This window comes from Allobosea sp. 05T422_2 (assembly GCF_056396265.1).
Genome location: NZ_JBFTLD010000353.1, coordinates 1 through 5,853, shown reverse-complemented (window position 1 = coordinate 5,853; position 5,853 = coordinate 1). Strand labels below are relative to the sequence as shown.

The 5,853-nt window shown below is 65.6% G+C and carries 7 protein-coding genes; 3 read left to right on the top strand and 4 right to left on the bottom strand.

The genetic code is table 11. The features are described 5' to 3' along the window. The 3 genes from AC1DJT_RS33635 to AC1DJT_RS33625 form a co-directional block, all read left to right on the top strand. Positions 1 to 675, top strand: a 675-nt coding sequence (locus AC1DJT_RS33635) for a Bug family tripartite tricarboxylate transporter substrate binding protein (protein WP_476835777.1), incomplete at its 5' end; no start/stop codon positions are given. A 72-nt stretch (positions 676 to 747) separates the two neighbouring features. Beyond that, the gene (locus tag AC1DJT_RS33630; RefSeq protein WP_476768123.1) at positions 748 to 1,242 is read left to right on the top strand and encodes a tripartite tricarboxylate transporter TctB family protein; all 495 of its coding nucleotides are present in this window, start codon (positions 748 to 750) and stop codon (positions 1,240 to 1,242) included. 4 nt (positions 1,243 to 1,246) lie between these two features. Next, on the top strand, positions 1,247 to 2,761 hold the full coding sequence (locus AC1DJT_RS33625) for a tripartite tricarboxylate transporter permease (RefSeq protein ID WP_476768122.1): 1,515 nt from the start codon (positions 1,247 to 1,249) through the stop codon (positions 2,759 to 2,761). 3 nt (positions 2,762 to 2,764) lie between these two features. Here AC1DJT_RS33625 and AC1DJT_RS33620 read toward each other — a convergent pair whose 3' ends face one another. The 4 genes from AC1DJT_RS33620 to AC1DJT_RS33605 all read right to left on the bottom strand — a co-directional run bounded on the left by AC1DJT_RS33620 (position 2,765) and on the right by AC1DJT_RS33605 (position 5,630). Continuing rightward, the gene (locus AC1DJT_RS33620; protein WP_441505870.1) at positions 2,765 to 3,487 is read right to left on the bottom strand and encodes a GntR family transcriptional regulator; all 723 of its coding nucleotides are present in this window, start codon (positions 3,485 to 3,487) and stop codon (positions 2,765 to 2,767) included. Positions 3,488 to 3,591: 104 nt separating this feature from the next. Beyond that, entirely contained in the window at positions 3,592 to 4,212 is a 621-nt protein-coding gene (locus AC1DJT_RS33615; RefSeq protein ID WP_476835776.1) for an SCO family protein, read from the bottom strand. Positions 4,213 to 4,259: 47 nt separating this feature from the next. Next, entirely contained in the window at positions 4,260 to 5,318 is a 1,059-nt protein-coding gene (locus AC1DJT_RS33610) for a L,D-transpeptidase family protein (RefSeq protein WP_476768120.1), read from the bottom strand. A 153-nt stretch (positions 5,319 to 5,471) separates the two neighbouring features. Then, a complete protein-coding gene (locus tag AC1DJT_RS33605; protein ID WP_476768119.1) occupies positions 5,472 to 5,630 on the bottom strand; it encodes a hypothetical protein in 159 nt (52 codons plus the stop codon). Positions 5,631 to 5,853: the final 223 nt, after the last annotated feature.

Here is a 5,853-nt window from a genome sequence, read left to right as displayed (position 1 = left end):
ATGGTCGGCGGCGTCATCACCAATCAGACGCCTGTGTCCCTGAAGGACACCACTCCGCTGCTGCGTTTGACCAATGAGTACAACGCGATCGCCGTCCCCGCGAATTCGCCGATCAAGACGCCTCAGGATTTCATCGCCGCGATGAAGGCTGATCCCGGCGCGCTCTCGGTCGGCGGCGGTTCGGCCGGCGGCGCGGACCATGTCATGCTGGCGTTGCTCGCCAAGCATGCCGGGGCTCCGGTCGCGAAGATCAATTTCGTGTCGTTCTCGGGCGGAGAAATTCTGGCCGCTCTCGGTGGCGGCAAGATCAAGGCAGCGATTTCCGGCGCCTCGGAATTCCGTCAGTTTGCGGRGACCGGTCGTATCCGCATCATCGCGGTCTCCGGCCCGACGCGGGTCGACGGGCTCAATGCGCCAACGCTGAAGGAATCTGGCATTCCGGTCGAGATCGGCAACTGGCGTGGCTTCGTCGGTGCGCCGGGCATGAGCGAGGCAGCCAAGAAGACCTGGCTCGAGCGCTTCGCCAAGCTGCACCAGACCCCGGTCTGGAAGGAAACGCTGAAGACTCAGGGCTGGGAAGACGCCTACCTCCCGGGCGACCAGTTCGCTGCCTTCCTCAAGGCCGAGGATGCGAGCTGGTCGAGCGCGCTCAAGGAAGTCGGCATCCTGAAATGACGGCCTGCCGGCCCGGCGCGTGACCGCTGGTCGCGCGCCGGGCCCGACGCTTGTTCTCGAGGAGCCCGAACGATGTCGGTCAATCCAAGCAGACAGGATGCGCCCCGCAAGCCGCGCCCGTGGTGGCTGGGGCTTGGCGTGCTCGCGATGGGGGCGCTGTGGCTTAACGGTGCACGCGGCATCGCCTCGACCACGAACTATATCGGAGTCGGGCCGGCGGCCATCATCCTGGCGGTCGGAATGGGGCTGGCCGTCCTTGGGGTTATCCTGATCACCCAGGCGATGCGTGGGGACCTCGTCGCGTCGCCAGACGGGGAGGAGGAGGCGCCCCCTTCGCGTTCGGCCTTCCTGCTCGCGCTGGCAGGGGTGAGCATCCCGCTCCTGACGATCCGCTGGCTCGGCTTCCCGTTGACCGCGATGCTTGCCTTCACGCTGGTGACCCATGCCTTCGGCTCGCGCCGGACCGGGCTCGACCTCGCGGTCGGAGCGACGCTCGGCAGCGTCGCGTGGTTCGGCTTCTCCCGCCTCGGCATCAGCCTTGGCCCCTTCCTGCCATTGCTTGGGTGAAGTCATGGATATCCTGAGCCAGCTGATCGGCGGATTTGCCGTCGCGCTGCAGCCGATGAACCTGTTCTGGGCGCTGATCGGTTGCGCGCTCGGTACCGCCGTCGGCGTGCTTCCCGGGATCGGGCCGGCGCTGACCATCGCGCTGTTGATGCCGGTCACGGCGCAGGTCGCTCCCGCCTCGGCCTTCATCATGTTCGCCGGCATCCTCTACGGCGCCCTCTATGGTGGTTCGACGACCTCGATCCTGCTCAACACGCCCGGCGAGAGTGGGGCGGTGATGACTGCGCTCGAAGGCAACCGCATGGCTCGCAATGGGCGCGGCGCAGCTGCGCTCGCGACGGCGGCGATCGGCTCCTTCGTCGCGGGTACGATCGGCACGCTGGCCTTGACCTTTCTTGCGCCGGCAATCGCGGAACTCGCCTTCGTCTTCGGGCCGGAGGACTATTTCGCCCTGATGGTCTTGTCCTTCACCTCGGTGGCCGTGGTGATGGGCCGGTCGATGGTGCGTGGCTTCACCGCTCTATTCTTCGGCCTGGCGCTGGGCACGATCGGCATCGACACCCAGACCGGGCAGACACGCATGGTCTTCGGAACGCTCGAACTGCTCGATGGCGTCTCCTTCACCGTCGTGCTCGTGTCGCTTTTTGCGATCGGCGAGGCGCTCTATGTGGCTAGCCGCAGCGGCTCCGTGCCGGAGGCGATCAACCCGCTATCGGGCGGGAGCTGGATGACCCGGCAGGACTGGGCACGTTCCTGGAAACCGTGGCTGCGGGGCAGCGTCATCGGCTTTCCGATCGGCGCATTGCCGGCAGGCGGCACGGAGATCCCGACCTTCCTGTCCTATGCACTGGAGCGCCGCCTGAGCAAGCATCCGAAGGAGTTCGGACATGGTGCGATCGAGGGTGTCGCCGGCCCGGAAGCCGCCAATAATGCGGCCGCAGCCGGCATTCTCGTGCCGTTGCTGACGCTCGGCCTGCCTTCGACGGCGACGGCCGCGGTGCTGCTCGCCGCCTTCCAGAACTACGGGCTGCAGCCCGGACCGATGCTGTTTGCGACCAATCCCGATCTGCTCTGGGGCCTGATTGCGTCTCTCTATATCGGCAATCTGATCCTGCTCGTGCTCAACCTGCCGCTGGTCGGCATCTGGGTGCGCCTACTGCTGATCCCACGGCACTATATCTATGGCGGCATCGTCGTCTTCGCGCTGGTCGGCGTCTGGGGGCTGTCGACCTCCTGGATGGACCTGCTGCTGATGTGCGGCCTCGGACTCATCGGTTATGTGGCGCGGGTCTATGATTTCCCGATCGCGCCCGTGCTGATCGGTCTGATCCTCGGGCCGCAGGCCGAAATCCAGCTGCGGCGTGCGCTTGCGGTCAGCCAAGGTGACTGGGGCGTGCTGGTCAGCACGCCAATCGCCACGACGCTGCTCTCCATCGCGCTTCTCGTGCTGGTCGTACCGCCGATCCTGGTCCGGCTTCGGTCGCGGCCGAAGACCGAGCCCGCGATTTCCACCGGCTGAGCGCTAGTCGCTGGCTCCGGCGCGGCGCTTTGCCGGCCGGATCGCCTCGGCCGCGGACAGCGCCGCCTGCAGGGCAGTCCTGGCGGCGCGGATGTGTCGCCGCATCAGGATCTCGGCCAGCTCGCCGTCGCGATGGCTGATAGCTTCGGTGATGCGCACATGTTCGCGCCAGGCCTCGCGCCCACGCCCCCGAACGGTCGAATGCAGACGCCGGCACAGGCGCAGCCGCGGATAGAACTGCTCGCACAGCAATTCGGCGAGGATCGGATTGCCGCTGCCGTTGGCTATGCGCCGATGGAAATCCGCCTCGGGCTCGTCCTGCAGATAGGCGCCGAGCGGATTGCGCTCGATCTCGTCGCGATGGCCGGCCACGAGTTCTTCGAGTGCCCTGATCTCCGCATCGCTCATATTCTCGGCGGCGAGGCGGGCGGCCATACCCTCGGTGGCCTCGCGCACATCGAGCAGCGCGAGGAACTCCGCGGCGCTGGGCTCGGCGACGCGCACGCCTTGATTGGCGACATAGGTGACGAGCCCGCGCTCCTGGAGGCGGCGGATCGCTTCGCGCACAGGCGCCCGGCTGGCGCCGTAGCGCCGCGCGATGACGGGTTCGCTCAGCTTCTCGCCGGGCGCAAGTTCACCGGCGACGATGGCCTGTGAAAGCGCATCGTAAAGCCGGACGGTCAGGCCCGTCGTAATGACGCTGTCCTGGCTGTCGCTGTCTGACATGGTCGCTGGCGCTTTCCCGGAATCGGAACGATGGCAGCATAGCGCAAGGGGCCGGGATTTTCCTTGATGATCCGGCTCTTGACCACGCGCCTTCCGCGCATGGATTAGCCGAGGACCCGCCTGATCTTGGCGAGCGAGGTGGCTTCGTCCTCATGATAGTCGATCATGGTCTTGAACCGGCCTTGCGTGTCCATCAGGTAGACTGACGCGGTGTGGTCCATGGTGTAGCTGCTCTCGGTCGGGATGCGCTTGGCATAGGCCTTGTAAGCGCCGATCGCGGCATCGACCTGCTCGCGACTGCCGGAGAGGCCGACGATCCGGGGATCGAAGGACTGCAGGTAGAGCGCCATCTGCTCCGGTGTGTCGCGTTCCGGATCGACCGTGATGAACAGGATCTGCAGCTTGTCCGCGTCGGGGCCGAGCCTGGAAAGCCAGTTGGTCATATCGAGCAGCGTCGTCGGGCAGACCTCCGGGCAGTGGGTGAAGCCGAAGAACACCGCCACGGGCTTGCCGCGGAAATCGGCGTCGGTGACGGCCCTTCCCTTATGGTCGACCAGCGTGAACGAGCCGCCGACCTGAGCGATGTCCTGGGCGGTCGTCGTTTCCGCCGATGGGCGCCCGKGACCGTCGACCTGCCACCAGCCGAGCAGGATCGCAGCGCTAACGAAGGTAATAACGGCGACCAGGAGCCAGGCGCCATAGCGAATGAATTTGAGGGCTTGCATGCTTGATGTCGGGCTCGTCGGTGTTCGCCAAGCTATTGTTTGGCAAGTTATCGTTTGGCGAGAGAGGCCGTGGTCTCGACCTGGGCGGCATCATCGCCACCGTTGAACGGATCGGCCAGCGCTGCTTCCGGCCGGCTGATCTCGATCTTGCCGGCKACCATGGTCTGCATCCGTTCCGGCCCGAGTTTCTGCAGGAGGCTGCGAAAGCTCCTGTGCATGCCGCCATCGAGATAGGCGTAGCTCATCGCTGGGACGCCATGGCCGACCAGTTCGGCAAAGCGCTGCTCGTCGCGGGCCTGGCGCTGCGCCACGACCGCGGCGATGGTCGGCTCGACCTCATAGGCAGGGCAGGGTGCATCGGGGCTGAAGGGMCCAGATCCCGCACCGGGATTGAAGACATAGCGGCGGCCACAGGCGGCGAGCGCCGGCGGCTGCCGTGTCGCCTCGAAATGGTCGGAGCCTTCCTTGAGATTGCGCCAGAAGGCGATGTTCGGGTTGCTGCGATGGCGGGCCATGTTCTGCGGCGTCATGCGGAAGGGCAGTGCCTGGACCTGGAAGCTGCGCTGTCCGCCTGCAAAGGCCTCGCGCGCCAGGCCGTAGATTTCCGTGACGCCCTCATCCGTCATCGCGTAGCAGCCGGCCGAGGTGCAGGCGCCATGCACCATCAGGGCCGAACCGGTATAGCCCTGCGCCTGCTCGAGAGCGTTGGGGTAGCCGAGATTGAAGGACAGGTAGAACTGCGAACGCGGATTCATCAGGTCCGCGGTGACGGTGTAGAATCCTTCCGGAGCCTGCCGGTCGCCCTCGCGCTTCTTGGGGCCGAGCTGCCCTGACCAKCGGCACATCGGATAGGTCTTGAGCAGAGCGTATTGCCCGCTGCGATCCCTCTTCCAGACTTCGAGTTCGCTTTCCTGCTTGAAGAGGCGCACCAGGATCGGGTCGGCCTGCGTCATGCCCTTGCCCGACATCTCGGCCACGAGACGGGCCGGCAGGGGCTGGAGATGGCGCGTGTCGCCTTCGCCGCTGACACAGCCGCTCAGCGCAACGGCACCGAGCGCCAATGCGAGGGCGAGAGCGAGGAGCGGGCGAGGTTGACGTGCGGACATGCGGGGAAGCGTGGATGATCAAGGCTGACAGGAGGTGAAGAAGCGAGGTTAACGCTTTCCTACAGGCTGACCCCGGAGCAGGATCAAGCCCCGATCACGCTTACGTGCGCGGCTTCGGCGCCGGCTGAGCGCTCGGAAGGGCGGCGAGCAGCATCAGTCCGACCCCTGCCGAAATGGCGATATCGGGAACGGGGCGATCTCGATCGGGCGTGGCGGCACCATGACGACATCGAGGATCAGCCATTTCGTGACCTGATCCAGAGCGAAGGCCAGCGCTGCCCAAAGCAGGGCTCGTCCGAGATGACGACGCATCACGGCTGTCCGACCGTCACGACGCGAATTCGCTTGAATGAGACCATCTCTGCCTCCGGCTGGTTACTTCAGAGGCAAGGCTTGTAGGACCTGGAGTGGCTGCAGGTTCAAGCGGATAATGTCGAGCTGCCTGCTATCTCGCGATTAGGACATTCATGCAGGGCCTGCATCGGTTCGGCCCATTCGAGAAGAAGCGAGCTCGGCTCAGGGTACAGCCTGAACC